The sequence below is a fragment of the Chitinophaga parva genome, assembly GCF_003071345.1.
GTDB lineage: Bacteria > Bacteroidota > Bacteroidia > Chitinophagales > Chitinophagaceae > Chitinophaga > Chitinophaga parva.
This window is the reverse complement of the sequence record NZ_QCYK01000001.1, coordinates 16297-31075: the sequence shown is the minus strand read 5'-3', so window position 1 is coordinate 31075 and position 14779 is coordinate 16297. Positions and strand designations below refer to the sequence as shown.

Here is a 14779-nt window from a genome sequence, read left to right as displayed (position 1 = left end):
ATTATTTTACCCGCGTGTAAGGCGTGGGTGTCGTATAAATATTACCGGCATTCATGATGGTTTTGCGGGTAAGGCTTTCAATATTTCCATTTGCATCGCGGTGAATGTACACGCGGCTGCAATTGGGCCCGCCAAATTCCAGGTTCATATCCACTACTGTAAGCACGTCCGGCATCACTTCGCGCAGTGCATAACTTTGTATACCTCTTCCTTCTTCCACACGGTTCCAGCGCAGGCCTGTTTTATCTGCGGTAATGGTTACATCCTGGTTGTATTTGCCCACCAGTGCTGCATATTTCTTTTTCAGGGCATCGCCTTGCAGGCCGGTAATGCTGTCGTCTTCCAGGTGCCATCTGGCGGCGGCCTGGCCTATGGAATCCTGATCATCTGCCAGGATATCTTTCAGGATAAGGCGGCGGGCGGCTTGCAGTGCGTCCGGGCCTTTGGAGGCAACGTCGGGGATAACGCCGGTGCCTTCCCAGCCCACCGTAGCGTGGGGGGCGGTGACCATTTTCACCGGGAGAAATACCACCAGGTTATTGCCCAGGTGGTTCATACTGCCGGCAATGCCCGCGCCGGCCGTAGTATCGCCCACGATGGTGCCGCGGTGCAACTGCTGCATGGCGTAGGCAAAGCCTTCTGATGCAGACGCCGTGTTATGGTCTACCAGGATGTACAGCTTTGCATCCGGCATGCGGTGGCCCGGTACATAAGCATAGGTCCATTCCTGCTCATCGCGGGAACGGTCTTTATGAAAGCCATTCAGGTAGAACTGTTCATTGCCGCCGCTATAAAAGTAAGACGCCAGGAAACGGCCCATCTGGCCGGAGCCGCCCCCGTTATGGCGCAGGTCTATGATCACATGCTTGCTGTAAGCGGCCATGCCCATGGCCGACGCGGCCATTTCAAAGGCTTCCTGGCTGCTCTTGAAGCCACCGGGAATATTGATGTAAGCCGTGCTGGTGGCGCCATCCAGGGTTACCTGCTGGAAGCCGTAACCGCCGCGCCGGTCTGCCGCCAGTTGCTCATCTTCATTTTCTTTATACACCGCAGGGCGGGGTTTGTAGCTGTTGGCATCGCGCCATACGTGCAGGTGCACATCTTTATGCGTGGCTTGCAGGTCGGCGGTAAGCCGTGCCGCCAGGGCCTCTTCGGTAAGATTAAAGTAGTGCCCTTCGGCTTCGTTCTTTTCCAGCGCCGCCTTGTACCGGGCGGAAAGTTCGGGAAATGGATAACCCTCGGTTAATTTTTCGCTAAGGGTGTGCACAATGCGGGATGCGTCGGCATTGCTTACAGTTTGGGCCTGCAGGGCGGAAAACGGCAGCAGCAGGGCTATACAGCCCATTTGCCGCAGCCATTGGCCCAGGCGGTCGGTCGATAAAAGCATGGCAGGGAGTTGGTTTTTTTGAAACGGTGTTGATAATAGGCACAAGATATTAAAAGACATTTTATAATTTCAGTATTTGAACCGCTATGCCGCGCTGCCGCAGGAAATACCGTTTACAGCTATTATACCTACTGTTATTATGTTGCAGTGTGGCACTGCACGCCCAGCAATTACCTTACACCTTCAGGCATCTCAATATCCAGCAGGGGCTGGCCGGTAACCATGTATCAGCCATTTTGCAGGACCGGCGGGGGTTCCTGTGGATAGCCAGTACGGCCCTGCAGCGGTATGATGGCAGTAACTTTAATACGGTGGCCAATTTTGACCGGCTGCCGGGCTCCGTTTTTTATGACGATATCTGCCTGGTGGAAGATAATGCCAACCGCATCTGGATAGGCTCTCCGCAGAACGTGCGGCGGTATGACCCGGTAACGGGCAAGGTGAGTGTAGTGCCGCTCAGTTTTAAACCCACGAGCCTCCGCGAGCTGCAATGTGAGCAGATGATCTGTGACCACAATGGGGTGATATGGGCCACCAGCGAGGAAGGCCTGCTGGTGTACAACAGTGATAAGGACCAGATGGAACGCGCCTCCATGGTGCCGGAAAACATACGGTGCCAGATGAACAGCGGTATTATTGAAGACGCCAGCGGCAACATCTGGATAAGTGGCCGCAATGGCATTTTTATGCTGGACCACCAGCGCAAAACCCTTTACAGCAAAGATTATAACCCGGGACACATCCCGGTGCTGAACCTGGAAACCAGCGTGCGCAAATTTTACCGCGATCATACAGGGCGCATGTGGATAGCTGCCCGCACTAACGTGGTGTACTGCTATACAGCCATGCAACTGCGTATGGACTCAGTGCTGCTGTATGCACCGGAGGCAAACCAGGGAAAAGGCGCTTATGCGCGTGCCTTTGACGCTATGGAAGACAATGCCGGCACGGTGTGGCTGGCCACGGAGGGGGTAGGCATGTATGGCGTGCCCTCCGGCACGATGCAGGCCAGCCTGCGTATTCTCGGGAATAACAATGATGAACAGGGGCTTTATTATAACGATGAGATCAACTGCTTTTTCAGAAGCGATGATGGGCAATTGTGGGTAGGCACGGATTATGGCATCAGCATTATGAGCCTCCAAACGCCGGAACTGAAAATTTGGAGCTACCGCACATCCTTTTCCGGCACGCCTTTGCGCCTGCCCAAGTCGGAAGTAACAGACCTGCTGCAAACGCCGGACAGTGATATTTACATAGCCTACTGGGGCGGTGGTGTATACCGCCTGGATGCCGGTATGCACCCTAAGCAGGTCATGGAATACGGGAACAATGCTGCTGTCAACCTGCCTAATCACCAGAGTAAAGTATGGAGCCTGGCCGCTTTCCAGGGCAAGGTGCTCATAGGGCAGGAAAACGGGGAGCTATCGGTGTTTAACCCCCGTACCAATAATTTTGAGGTGCACTATCATCCCGCCGAACTGGATAATGAAGCATTGCTGGACATTTTCCCGGATAATGATACTGCCGTGTGGATAGGGCTTTACAAAAAAGGCCTGGCACGCTGGAACCCACGGTTGCAAAGGTTTTACAACTGTGATCTTAGTGCTTACAATACCGGCGCCCTGTCTGTGATGGACATGATAAGGGAAGGGAATGACCGCCTGTGGCTGGCCACAAACGATGCCGGCCTGCTGCTGTGGGATAAGCGCAAAGGCGGGGTGATAAAGAACGTATTGTTTAAAAACGCAGATAGCAGCGTGGTGAATAATGTGCTTTGCCTGTATCGCTGTAATGATACCACCTTGCTGGCCGGCACAGATCATGGCCTGTTTATTTATAATACGCTGCGCAATGCTTACACACAGTTGCAGGCCGGTGAAAATGCCTTTGATGAATGGGTGCTGAGCATGCAGGGACGTAATGGAGCAGTGTGGCTTACCACCACATATGGCTTTTACCGTTATAACCCTTCCACGCAGGAGCTGGAGATCTTCCAGCAGAATGATGATATTATTGACAATGCCCGCAAAACCAGGCGGCGTATACTGCCCCTGCAGGATGGGCGCCTGCTGGTAGGCGCTTCCAACTTTGTAGTGAGCCTGCTGCCCGCCACGCTGCAACCCGCGCCCCCGCCCCCGGATGTAACCATCACGGGGCTCAGAGCCATGGACAGTACCATGTTGTTTGAAGCAGCCCTCACGGCTGGCGGGGCGGTAAAGCTTACGGCGCATCAAAACTTCATCACCATCAGTTTCCGCAGCATCCACTTCAACCGCGGGCGGGTACGTTACTACTACAAGCTGGAAGGACTGGATGAAGACTGGACACTGAATAACTTGAGCACCACCGCCCGTTATACCAATCTTTCCCCTGGCTTTTATACATTTAAAGTGAAGGCGCTCAACACGGCCGGCACTTTTTCAGATCATATCACCATCCTGCGTATTTATGTGAAGCCGGCGTTCTGGCAAACATGGTGGTTCAAGGTGCTTTGCGCTATTGCTATCCTGGTGGCTATTTTTTCGTTTATGCGTTTCCGTATCAGGCGGGTGCAGCGGGAAGCCAGGCGGCGTGCGGAGTTCCAGCAGCAGATCTCCCAGCTGGAGATGAAAGCACTGCGGGCGCAGATGAACCCCCATTTTATTTTCAACGCGCTGAACTCTATCCAGATCTTCATGATGAAGAACCAGCCAGAGCTGGCACTGGCTTACCTGGGCCGCTTTGCCCGCCTTATCCGGGATGTGCTGGACCACTCCCAGCTCAACACGCTGCCGCTCTCCAAGGAGTTGAAGATGCTGGAAAATTATATGGAGCTGGAAAAACTGCGCTTTGCAGATCAATTCAGTTATAACATCACCATCTCCCCGGAACTGGAGCTGGACTTCATTGAAATTCCCTCCATGATCCTGCAGCCTTTCGTGGAAAATGCCATCTGGCACGGGCTGCTGCATAAGAAAGCACAGGGCACGCTGCACATTACTTTTGAACAAAAAGGGGAGCGGCTCCTGTGCATCATTAAAGACGATGGCATTGGGCGGGACCGCTCTGCTGCTATTAAACAACAGAATGGCCAGACCCACCATTCCCGCGGCCTGCAGATCACCCGTGACAGGTTATCGCTCTACAACAGCCGCTTTGATATGGACGCCTCCTTTGAGATCATAGACCTCAAAACCACCCTGGGTGAGCCTTTGGGCACGCAGGTGAATATCTGGATACCGTTGGAGAAGTAGTTTAAATGTTCCGGGCCTTTATCCCGGCCTAAGGCAACGTTACCTCACTATGCTGCGCTGGTATCTCCACATCCCCGAAACCCAGCTTCTGCAGCCACTCCCGGAAGATCTGCTGTACTTCATACTCGCCGTGCACGAGGAATAGTTTTTTTACTTTTTGCGCGTCCTGGCATTTAAGCCAGTGGCCCAGGTCGTGATAGTCGCCATGGGCGCTCATAGAGCGGATGGAGCCTACACGGGCGTTCACTTCGTAGAGGGTACCGTAAATGTGCACCTGCTTGGCGCCGCGCATGAGCCGCCCGCCCAGGGAGTCTGGCTCACAGTAGCCTACCAGCAGGATCATGTTCTGCGGGTTCAGGATATTATTGGCAATGTGGTGTTTTACACGGCCGGCTTCCGCCATGCCGCTGGCCGCAATGATCACGCAGGGCGCGGTGCGGAAGTTGAGCTGCTTGGACTCATCCACGGTGCGGATATAAGTGAGGCCGGGAAAGTCAAACGGGTTATCATCACGGCGCAATACGGCCTGCAGGGTATCGTTGAAGCATTCCGGGTGGCTACGCACTACTTCCGTGGTTTCCAGGGAAAGTGGGCTGTCTACAAAGAAATCTACCTTGGGTAGCTTGCCATTGAGTTGAGCCATGTTCAGCGCATACAGCAGCTCCTGGGTGCGGCCCACGCTGAAGGCAGGGATGATCAGCTTTCCTTTGTTCTCAATACAGGTTTCGTGGATGTAGCGCAGCAGCTCCGCATCAGAAGGCACGGCTGCCTCGTGCAGGCTACTGCCGTAAGTGCTTTCCATCACGATGAAATCCGCCTGTGGAAATACCTCCGGCGATTTGAGGATCATGTCTCCATAGCGGCCTACATCACCACTGAAAGTGAGCTGGCGGGTTTGACCGTGTTCTGTGATGCGCAGGTGCACACAGGCGCTGCCTATGATGTGGCCTGCATCGGTGAAGAGCACTTCCACATCCGGGTCTATGCGGGTCCAGGTATTGTAGTTTACCGGTGTCAGTTGTTTAACGGCACGCAGGGCATCGTCCACCGTGTAGAGCGGCTCTATGGGCGGCAGGTCTTGCTGGTGGCGCTTCTTGTTCTCATACTTGGCATCGTCCCGCTGGATCTCTGCAGAATCCTGCAGCAGTACATCGGTAAGGTCCCGGGTAGCGGCGGTACAAAAAATGGGTCCGTTGTAGCCCAGTTTGGGCAGCCGGGGAATGAGGCCGGTGTGGTCAATGTGGGCATGCGAGAGCACCATGTAGGTGACCTTCCGCGGATCAAAGCCCAGCTCCTCGTTGAGGCGGTCTGTGTCCTGGCCCATGCCCTGGAACATGCCGCAGTCCAGCAGGATCTGCTTGCCATTGTCCAGCGTGATCAGGTGTTTGGAACCGGTAACGGTGCGCGCTGCCCCGTGAAATGCGATCTTCATAATTTCGTGTATTGGTCACCGTTAGTTGTGGTGGAATTATTGTTGATTGTCGTTTATACGTACACGTTGGTAACCGTAAAAAATGGCAAGCTGCTTTGCCATTATTCATTGATATAGTTATTCGGGTTGAGCGCGGAGGGCGACCATTGCTTCAGCATGTCCATCACCTTCTTCGGGTCGTAGCCGTTTGCTTCTTCCAGCAGGCCGGTATTCTGGGTATGCAGGCGGTTGCCTTTTGCATCCAGCACCAGGATCACCGGGAAGCCGAAACGCTCAGGGTAGCCGTACCGGGCCAGGATGGGCAGGTTCTTTTGCTCCTTGCTGTAGTTGAGATGGTACACCACGTAGTTTGCATCTATTTCACGGCTCAGGGCAGTATCTTCCGTGGTGAGTTTGTAAAAGCGCTTGCACCAGATACACCAGTTACCGCCCACCTGCACCAGCACGTGCTTATGCGCGGCGGCGGCTTCTGCGCAGGCCTTCTTCAGGTCTGCTGCAGCATCGGCATTGGGATCGTAAATGTGGTCATATGCGTTGGATTGCGCATGGGCTGCTCCAAAACCGAGCAGCAGGGAAGTGCATATTAAAAGGAACGTCTTCATATGATTAAAGTTACTTAAAACCGCCTTACCTGGAAAGCCCTTCTACATAGGCGTAAATGGCCGTTTGCGCGTTAATGGGCATTTCACCGGGGGCGGGCCGGATGGGCACATTGCGCAGCTGGTCATCCAGGTACACAGCGTTGGTATTGTCTGCCACCTGCAGGGCCACAATGTCCTTGATCTGTTTTTGATAAGCGGAATGCAATACCGGGAAGCACACTTCTATGCGGCGGTGCAGGTTGCGCACCATCCAGTCTGCAGAGCCCAGGTACACTTCTTCCTGGCCGTTGTTGTAAAAGATAAATACGCGGGCATGCTCCAGGTAACGGTCCACCAGGCGGCGCACACGGATGTTGGCGCTGGCAGGCTGCCCTGGTACCAGGCAGCAAATGCTGCGGGCCAGGAGATCTACCTGTACACCGGCCTCGCTGGCTTCGTACAGTTTGTAGATCATATTTTTTTCCTGCAGGTTATTCACCTTTACGGTAATATGGGCTCTGCGGCCCGCTTTGGCATGGGCTATTTCCCGGTCTATGAGGGCCGTAAAACGGTCTGTCATATTGAACTGGGCCACCAGCAGGTATTTAAAATCGAGGAACTTATAAGCAGCGGGTTGCCTGCGGCTTTGCAGGTATACGAAGAGCAGTTCCATTTCCTGGGTCATGCCTTCATGGGCGGTAAGCAGGATATGGTCTGCATAAAAGCGGGCGGTGGTTTCATTCAGGTTGCCGGTGGAGAGCAGGCCTATGTATTCCGTTCTCCAGCCCCGGCGGCGCTTTACCAGGCCTACCTTGGCATGTACTTTCATGCCGGGAATGCTGTACACCAGCTTTACGCCGGCGGCTTTCAGCTGCTTGGCCCAGTTAATATTATTGGCCTCGTCAAACCGGGCCTTCAACTCCACAAAAGCCACTACCTGCTTGCCATTGCGCGCAGCGCTGATCAGCGCATTCGCAATCTGGGAAGCAGCGGCTATGCGGTAAAAGGTGACGTAGATCTCTTCCACATCCGGGTCTACCGCGGCCTCGTTGAAGAAGCGCAGGATGTAATCGTATTGCTGATAAGGTGTGTGCAGCAAAATATCCCGCTGCAGGATGCTGTCCAGGATATGCGTCTCTTCATCCAGGCGGTGCACGCTGGCCGGCGCCAGTTTATTGTAGGTGAATGCCGGGTTCTTTACCGGCATGGGCAGGTCTGCAAGGTCTTTCAGGTTGTGATAGCGCCCGCCCGGCACCATTTCTTCTTTCTGCAGGTCAAAGAACACGGCCATCATTTCCTGGAGGAACAGGGGCATGGTGGCATCATAGAGGAAACGGGTGGGCACGCCCAGTGCGCGCTTTTTTACCCCGCTTTCCACCTGTTCCAGGATATCGCCTTTCAGCTCATCCAAATCTATTTCCGCATCGCGGGTGATCTTGATGCTGTGGCAGCCGGTGATGGTGTGGCCGGGGAAGAGGTAAGCCAGGTTTTCACGGATCACATCGTCCAGCATCACAATATGGTGCATGCCGCCAGCCGTGGGCAGTTCCAGGAAACGGGGCAGGGATGCTCCCGGGATATTGACGATGGCAAATTCCAGTTCATGGTCTGCATTGGACAAAGACACGGCCAGGTACAGTGCATTGTTTTCCAGGAACACCTGTTCGGATGCTTTGCCCTGCAGCCACACGGGTTGCAGGAAAGAAAGCACGCGGGTGCGGAAGTAGTTGCGGATGAAAGCCTGATGCTCCGCGGCAATGGGCTCTTTGTAGTACAAATGGATGTTTTCCCTGTACAATGCCGGCAACAACTGGGTGGTGAGGATCTGGCCGTAGCGCTCCTGTTGTACGTTTACCTGTTGCAATACTTCGCTGAGTGTGCCCGGCGTAAGCGTTTCATCGATCACGGGTGCGGTGTTCAGTACCTTATGTACGGCCATGAGCGCAGGAATGCGCACACGGAAAAACTCGTCCAGGTTAGAAGAATAGATAGACAGGAAGCGGATGCGCTCATACAAGGGTACATTGGCATCGCCCGCCAGTTCCAGTATACGTTCGTTGAAAGTGAGCCAGCTGCCGTCACGGCTGAAGAGCGGGTACGGTAATGGTGTAGCGGAGGATGCGTCCATGGTGTATAAGCTTTGTCAGCGCTTTTATTGACGGTTGGGAAACCAGATGGCAGCAATGGTAAAGGCAACCACGGAAAGCACAATGCCAAACATGAATACGTTGTATGCCTTGTGCAGCAGGCGGTATTTTTTACCCAGCACTACGCCCAGGTAATAAATATCTTTGATCATGCTGCCATACAGGTAATCACTGTTGTTCATCATCTGCATCATACCCCAGTTGTAATCTTCCAGGGGCATCTTATGAAAGTTGCCAAAGAAAAGCAGGTTGGTACGCTGGTGCTCAATATCATCTTTATTGAACTTGCCCGCGCTTACATTGGGGCGGGTAGCCAGAACGGAAAATACGATGGTGGTAACGCTGGTGGCCAGGAAAATAAGGCCGGGAATGATAAAGCTGGGATAGTCGTCCAGCTTGCGGAACAGTACAGAGAGCAGCACGGAAATGATGATGGAATTTACCGAGATCATGATATGTGCTTTGCTGTCTGCCATGGAGCTGAGGCGGATATGATTGGTGCTGGTGGTGCGGAACATGGTTTCCACGCCCCGGTCTGGCTTGGCGGGTTTGTCTTTTTTCTTATCTTTTTTATCGCCCTTGTCATCTTTTTCCACGGCGGCCTTCAGTGCCGGCACATCGTTGTCCAGTGCTACCAGGCGTTTCTCATGTTTCGCCTGTTTGCCTGCCAGCTTCTCCCGCAGTTTTTCCAGGTTCTCTTCTTTGCCGGGGCGCAGCAGGGCATTGGCGTAAGCAGTGTGGTAGGTGTGGTTTTCCAGGAAGCTGATGGAGTTGGCGGTCCATTCTTCACCGGTAAATTCTTTGTGTTGAACCAGGGCCAGTTCATGGCGCAGCAGCTTGTTGCGGTCTTTAAAATCCTTGGAGCCCAGGTGGGAAAGGTCTGCATCGCAAACTATCTGCTCCAGCAGGTTCTTGGGCTGCTGGGGGATCTGGGTGGCCAGGATGCAGCCGGCCACGGCCAGTTGTATGTGCTCGGGCACTTCCTGCGCGGTGAGGAAGGAATGGGCCATTTCCGCGCTGCGGGCCTCATGGCCGGTGCCTTCCCCGTAGAGGTAGCCTATGTCATGAAACCAGGCAGCTACCATCACGGTGAGCATTTCCTCCTCAGACAGGTGATAGTGGGCGGCCAGCTGCGCCGCTGATTTGACTACCTGCTGGGTGTGGGTGAGATTATGATAAACAAGGGTGGGGTGCGGATGCTCAGCGTACTGTTTGGTGATGAACTGCTTCGCCGCCGCAATGATGATTCCTGGTTCCATATGAGTGAATTAGACAACACTGATGCGAGCAATTTACGGCAATTTTAATTTAAATTTACTGTACAAAACCGTTTATGCGTTACCTCCCGGCTGTACTCCTCGTGGTGGTTTTTCTAGGTGGTTGTAATAATGTAAACCACGATAAGAACACCGATCCTACACCTGCCACTTATGATCTTGCAAATCCGCAGCGCTACCGCGTGCGGGAATCCATGCAGGAGATCTCCGGCCTTGTTTACTACCAGGATGAACAACACCTGGTAGGCCAGAACGATGAAGAAGGTCGCCTGTATTTAATGGATATCCGCGCGGATGAACGTTATAAACACTGGAAGTTTGCCAAGAGTGGCGATTATGAAGATGTGGTGTATACCGGTAAAGACTGGGTAGTGCTGAAAAGCGACGGCACCTTGTACGTAGTGGACCATATGTTTACAGACAGCGTGGCCTCCACGCCCTATGCCTTTCCGGCGGAAATGCCCCGCCAGCATGAGTTTGAGGCGGCCTATTATGATCCACGCACCAATCACATTGTGGTGTTGTGCAAGAACTGTATTGAAGATAAACATTTGCAAAGAGCCTCCGCTTACCAGTTTGACATGGCTACGCTCACCTACGACAAGCAGCCGGTGTACCAGCTGGATGGCAGCAGGATACAGCAGCTGGCCGGGCAGGACATCAAGCGCATCCGCCCGTCTGCGGCGGCTATTCATCCCATTGAAAAACGCCTGTACATACTGGCCTCTGTAAACGGGCTGCTGGTCATTGCGGACCTGGACGGCAAGGTACAGGAAGTATACCCGCTGCGGCACTCGATCTATAACCAACCCGAGGGACTTGCGTTTGCGCCGAATGGCGACATGTATATCTCCAATGAGAGTGGCGCACAAACCAGCGCCAGTATCATGAAACTTGTGTACAAGCCTTTAAAGAAATAATATGCGAGGAATTAAGTTAGCGTTGAGTGTATTGGGAATTGTAGGCGGGATCAGTGTGTCCAGGGCGCAAACGCCCGACGACAGCGTGTTGCAGCGCATTATCCTCATTGGTGATGCCGGTGAGCTGAAGAACGGCCACCACCCCGTGGTGGATGCCCTGAAAGGAAAAGTGGACTTCAGCAACCCACATAATACCGTGATCTACCTGGGCGACAACGTGTACCCACTGGGCCTGCCAGACGAATCGTCTGCCAGCTACCCCGCGGCCAGGTCCATCCTGGACTACCAGGTAAGCCTGGTGAAGGGCACGGAGTCACGGGCCATCTTTATACCGGGCAACCATGACTGGAAACGGTCAAAGCCCGACGGCTGGAACACCGTAAAAAACCAGCAGCAATATATTGACTCCCTCAACCTGCCCAACGTTTCCTTCTTCCCGAAAGATGGCTGCCCCGGCCCGGTACCCGTGCCCATCGGGGACAATATCATTGTACTGCTGTTTGACAGTGAATGGTGGCTGTTCCCCTACGACAAGCCGGATGAAAAGTCCGACTGCGAATGCAAGTCAAAAAATGAAGTGCTGGCCGTGGTGAATGATATTGCCAAGCGCAATCCCCGCAAGATCATCGTGTTTGCATCCCATCACCCTTTCCGCAGCTATGGCCCGCATGGGGGTAACTACACCCTCAAGCAACATATTTTCCCGCTTACAGATCTGAAACCAGGCCTGTACATTCCCCTGCCGGTCATTGGCTCCATTTATCCCCTGGTCCGTGGTGTGTTTGGCACCCTGGAAGACCTGCCTAATACCACTTACCAGGAGATGGTCACCGGTGTGGAAGAAGCACTGGCAGATCATGGGCCGGTGATCTTCGTATCCGGCCATGATCATACCCTGCAGTACATTGAAGACAAAAAGAACTTCTACATTGTAAGCGGTGCGGGCGCCAAGCAAAACCGCGTGCGCAAAGGCCCTGGCAGCGAGTTTGCCAGTAATGAAAATGGTTTTGCCATGCTGGAATATATGAAAGACAGCACCATGCGGGTGCGTTATTTCACGGTAGACGATATGCAGCAGCCGGTATTTGCAAAGGAGCTTTTCAAATACAATGGCCAGGGTGGAAGGGAAGCCCTGCCAGTACCGGTGCCGGTGTTGAAGCCCGTGATCACCATGCCGATCGACGAAAGTTATAATAAGGTAGGTAAAAGCCATCGCTTCTGGTTTGGCGAAAACTACCGCACTACCTGGGCAGCGCCGGTAGATTTCCCCGTGATCCACCTGGACTCCATGGGCCTGAAACCCCTGAAACGGGGTGGTGGTATGCAAACGTATTCCCTGCGCCTGGAAGATAAAAACGGGGAGGAATGGGTGCTCCGCTCCCTGAAAAAGTATCCGGAACGCGCCATACCGGAAGCTTTGCGCCAAACCTTTGCCAAAGACCTGGTGCAGGATAACATGTCCAGCGCCATGCCCTACGGCCCGGTAGCCGTGGCCCGCCTGGCCGGTGCCGCCGGGGTGCCCCACGCTAATCCCCGCTTTGTATACCTGCCAGACGATACCGCCCTGGGCGTGTACCGGGACCTGGCCAATGATGTATATCTTTTTGAAGAGCGGGAGCCCGGTGACCACGGTAAAACCCTGAATACCGGCGACATGCTGAACAAGATCTGGAAGGATAACGATGACCAGGTGAACCAGAAAGCCTTGCTGCGCGCCCGCATACTGGACATGTACATTGCCGACTGGGACCGCCACGACGACCAGTGGCGCTGGTACGTAAAGAAAAAGAGCGATGGCCGTAAAGAATACTACCCCGTGCCCCGCGACCGTGACCAGGGCTTTTATGTAAATGAAGGAGTGGTGCCCCGCCTGGTATCCAGGCCTTACCTGTTGCCCCGCATCCAGGGCTTCCGCAGCTATTTCAAGGATATCAATGGTTTTAATACCAGCGAGGCCCATATAGACCGTGCCCAGCTCAATGAAATGGATGAGAAGGATTGGTCAAAAGCCACCCAACAATTTGTAGCCATCATGACGGATTCCGTGCTGCGCAATGCAGTAGCTGCCATGCCGGACACGGTGCAAAAACTGGAGGGGCAGGGTATCTACGATAAGCTGGTAAGCCGGCGCGCCAGGCTGGAAGCTGCTACCAATAAGTATTACCGGTTCATCTCCAAAGGGGTGGATGTGGTAGGCTCCCATAAAAATGAACTGTTCGTGCTAAAGCGCCTGCCCCAGGGCAAGCTGTCTGTAGATGCCTACAAGATCAGCAAGAAAGACGAAGTGCAGCAAAACCTGTATTCCCGCGTGTTTGATCCCGCGGTGACCAGGGAAGTGCGCGTGTATGGCCTGGGCGGCGAAGACCGTTTTGTTATAAGCGGGGATGATAAAACGCCCATCCGCATCCGCCTCATTGGCGGCAAGGATACTGATACCTACATTGACAGCGCCCATGGCCGGGCCGGTAAAAAAGTGCTGATCTATGACCTGGCAAACCGTAAGGACAGCTTTGCCCTGGATGGTGCGGATAAAAAGAAGCTGAGCAACCGCCCGGAAGTGATCCGCTATGACCGCCTGGCCTTTAAATACAACAAATACACGCCGCTGCTGGCAGCCGGTTATAATTATGATGATGGCGTGTCATTGGGCCTGGGCTACCAGTTCATTACGCAGGGTTTCCGTAAAGCGCCCTTTGCTGCCAGGCAAACGTTTGCGGTGACCCATTCCCTGCTTACCAAAGCCTGGAACTTCCACTACAACGGTCTCTTTACCGATGTAATAGGCCGTACAGACCTGGAGCTGGATGCCCGCATCCGCGCACCCAAGAACGTGCAGAACTTCTTTGGGTATGGCAACGAAACCGTGTTTGATAAAGACGATCACAAGATCTACTACTACCGCAGCCGCTACAGTTTATATTCCGTGAATGCCTTGCTGCGCAATGACCTGGGCCCGCATGTACATGTAGGCTATGGCCCGCTGGTGGAGCATTACGGTTTTGATCCGGATGATAACCAGGACCGCTTCATCACTGACTTTACCCACAACGGGCTGGACTCCGCAAGGGTGGCGCAAAGCAAGAGTTATATTGGTGTGGGCACTTTGTTCCAGGTAGATACGCGGGACAGGGAACTGTTACCCACCAAGGGCATCAACTGGGTAACCACCCTGCAGGGCCGCCACGGCTGGGATCACTCCACCCTGAACACAGCCACCCTGAAATCTGACATTACCTTTTTTGCCAGCACCCGTGTGCCTAACCGCCTTACGTTTGTAACCCGCTTTGGTGGTGGCGTGATCTGGGGCGACTACGAATACTTCCAGGCCCTGACCCTGAGCGGTAACAACAATATGCGCGGCTACCGCAACGACCGCTTTGCCGGCCGCAGCCTGGTGTATAACAACACGGAGCTCCGCCTTAAACTGTTCGACTTCCGCAATTATATCCTGCCCGGCACCATAGGCCTCATCGCCTTCAACGACGTAGGCCGTGTATGGGTAAAAGATGAAGTCTCCCACGTATGGCACGATGGCTATGGCGGCGGTATTTATTTTGCCCCCATAGACATGTTCGTGCTCACTGCCAGCCTCGCCCATTCTTACGACGGGAATATGTTTTATGCTTCGTTTGGGTTTAAGTTCTAGGATTCGTACAACGTACGGCGTACAACGTACAGCGTACAACGTACAACGTACAACGATATTGAGTTGCAAATTGATCGCATAAAAAAACCTGAGTTGTATACTCAGGTTTTTTTATGCCGTGTGTAGTATTATCTCATTCGCTGCGTTTATTCG

At 53.7% G+C, this 14779-nt stretch carries 8 protein-coding genes; 3 read left to right on the top strand and 5 right to left on the bottom strand.

All coding sequences use genetic code 11. The features are described 5' to 3' along the window. Window position 1 precedes the first annotated feature (1 nt). Window positions 2–1387, bottom strand: coding sequence for a S41 family peptidase (locus DCC81_RS00115; RefSeq protein ID WP_205686236.1), 1386 nt, complete (start codon window positions 1385–1387; stop codon window positions 2–4). Between the two features lie 149 nt (window positions 1388–1536). Here DCC81_RS00115 and DCC81_RS00110 point away from each other — a divergent pair, with 149 nt between their 5' ends. Continuing rightward, window positions 1537–4623, top strand: coding sequence for a sensor histidine kinase (locus DCC81_RS00110; protein ID WP_165806377.1), 3087 nt, complete (start codon window positions 1537–1539; stop codon window positions 4621–4623). 28 nt (window positions 4624–4651) lie between these two features. Here DCC81_RS00110 and DCC81_RS00105 read toward each other — a convergent pair whose 3' ends face one another. From DCC81_RS00105 to DCC81_RS00090, 4 genes are all read right to left on the bottom strand, one after another. Continuing rightward, entirely contained in the window at window positions 4652–6055 is a 1404-nt protein-coding gene (locus tag DCC81_RS00105) for an MBL fold metallo-hydrolase (RefSeq protein ID WP_108684572.1), read from the bottom strand. A gap of 101 nt (window positions 6056–6156) precedes the next feature. Then, on the bottom strand, window positions 6157–6657 hold the full coding sequence (locus tag DCC81_RS00100) for a thioredoxin family protein (RefSeq protein WP_108684571.1): 501 nt from the start codon (window positions 6655–6657) through the stop codon (window positions 6157–6159). Between the two features lie 25 nt (window positions 6658–6682). Beyond that, entirely contained in the window at window positions 6683–8764 is a 2082-nt protein-coding gene (gene ppk1, locus DCC81_RS00095) for a polyphosphate kinase 1 (RefSeq protein ID WP_108684570.1), read from the bottom strand. Window positions 8765–8788: 24 nt separating this feature from the next. Continuing rightward, window positions 8789–10042 (bottom strand): Pycsar system effector family protein, encoded by a 1254-nt coding sequence (locus tag DCC81_RS00090; protein ID WP_108684569.1) that lies wholly within the window; start codon window positions 10040–10042, stop codon window positions 8789–8791. Between the two features lie 74 nt (window positions 10043–10116). On the opposite strand from DCC81_RS00090, the gene DCC81_RS00085 reads away from it, so the two are divergent. Then, complete coding sequence (locus tag DCC81_RS00085) at window positions 10117–10980, top strand: SdiA-regulated domain-containing protein (protein WP_108684568.1); 864 nt, start codon at window positions 10117–10119, stop codon at window positions 10978–10980. Between the two features lies 1 nt (window position 10981). Continuing rightward, window positions 10982–14626 (top strand): metallophosphoesterase, encoded by a 3645-nt coding sequence (locus DCC81_RS00080; RefSeq protein ID WP_133177482.1) that lies wholly within the window; start codon window positions 10982–10984, stop codon window positions 14624–14626. Window positions 14627–14779: the final 153 nt, after the last annotated feature.

Excerpts from the sequence above, each read along its gene's own strand:
- DCC81_RS00085 (WP_108684568.1), top strand. The coding sequence starts at position 10,117 with ATGCGTTACCTCCCGGCTGTACTCCTCGTGGTGGTTTTTCTAGGTGGT.
- DCC81_RS00090 (WP_108684569.1), bottom strand. The coding sequence starts at position 10,042 with ATGGAACCAGGAATCATCATTGCGGCGGCGAAGCAGTTCATCACCAAA.
- DCC81_RS00105 (WP_108684572.1), bottom strand. The coding sequence starts at position 6,055 with ATGAAGATCGCATTTCACGGGGCAGCGCGCACCGTTACCGGTTCCAAA.
- DCC81_RS00080 (WP_133177482.1), top strand. The coding sequence starts at position 10,982 with ATGCGAGGAATTAAGTTAGCGTTGAGTGTATTGGGAATTGTAGGCGGG.
- DCC81_RS00100 (WP_108684571.1), bottom strand. The coding sequence starts at position 6,657 with ATGAAGACGTTCCTTTTAATATGCACTTCCCTGCTGCTCGGTTTTGGA.
- ppk1 (WP_108684570.1), bottom strand. The coding sequence starts at position 8,764 with ATGGACGCATCCTCCGCTACACCATTACCGTACCCGCTCTTCAGCCGT.
- DCC81_RS00115 (WP_205686236.1), bottom strand. The coding sequence starts at position 1,387 with ATGCTTTTATCGACCGACCGCCTGGGCCAATGGCTGCGGCAAATGGGC.